Source organism: Gelidibacter salicanalis (assembly GCF_016469035.1).
In the GTDB taxonomy this organism is placed as follows: Bacteria; Bacteroidota; Bacteroidia; order Flavobacteriales; family Flavobacteriaceae; genus Gelidibacter; species Gelidibacter salicanalis_A.
Window position 1 is genome coordinate 1 of record NZ_JAEHJZ010000625.1, and the last position, 232, is coordinate 232.

1 protein-coding gene is annotated in these 232 nt (G+C 43.5%); it reads left to right on the forward strand.

Annotated features, from left to right (window positions below):
• A partial coding sequence (locus tag JEM65_RS22165) for a hypothetical protein (protein ID WP_199603938.1) occupies positions 1-232 on the forward strand: 232 nt, incomplete at both ends.

Here is a 232-nt window from a genome sequence, read left to right on the forward strand (position 1 = left end):
CGTTTTTACCGGTGTTGAGTTCACCTCGTTGGCAAAAGAATATGGGCTGACGGGAAACAATGTTCGCGCTTTTGCATGGGATGATTATTCATATTCAATGCCAGCCGCCGAGCTATCTAAATATAAAGTCATTATCGCTTATAAGAAAAATGGTGAGCTCATGGATGTTTCGGAGTTGGGGCCGTTTGCGATTATCTATCCTCGCGATAGCTACCCAGAGTTGAACAACATT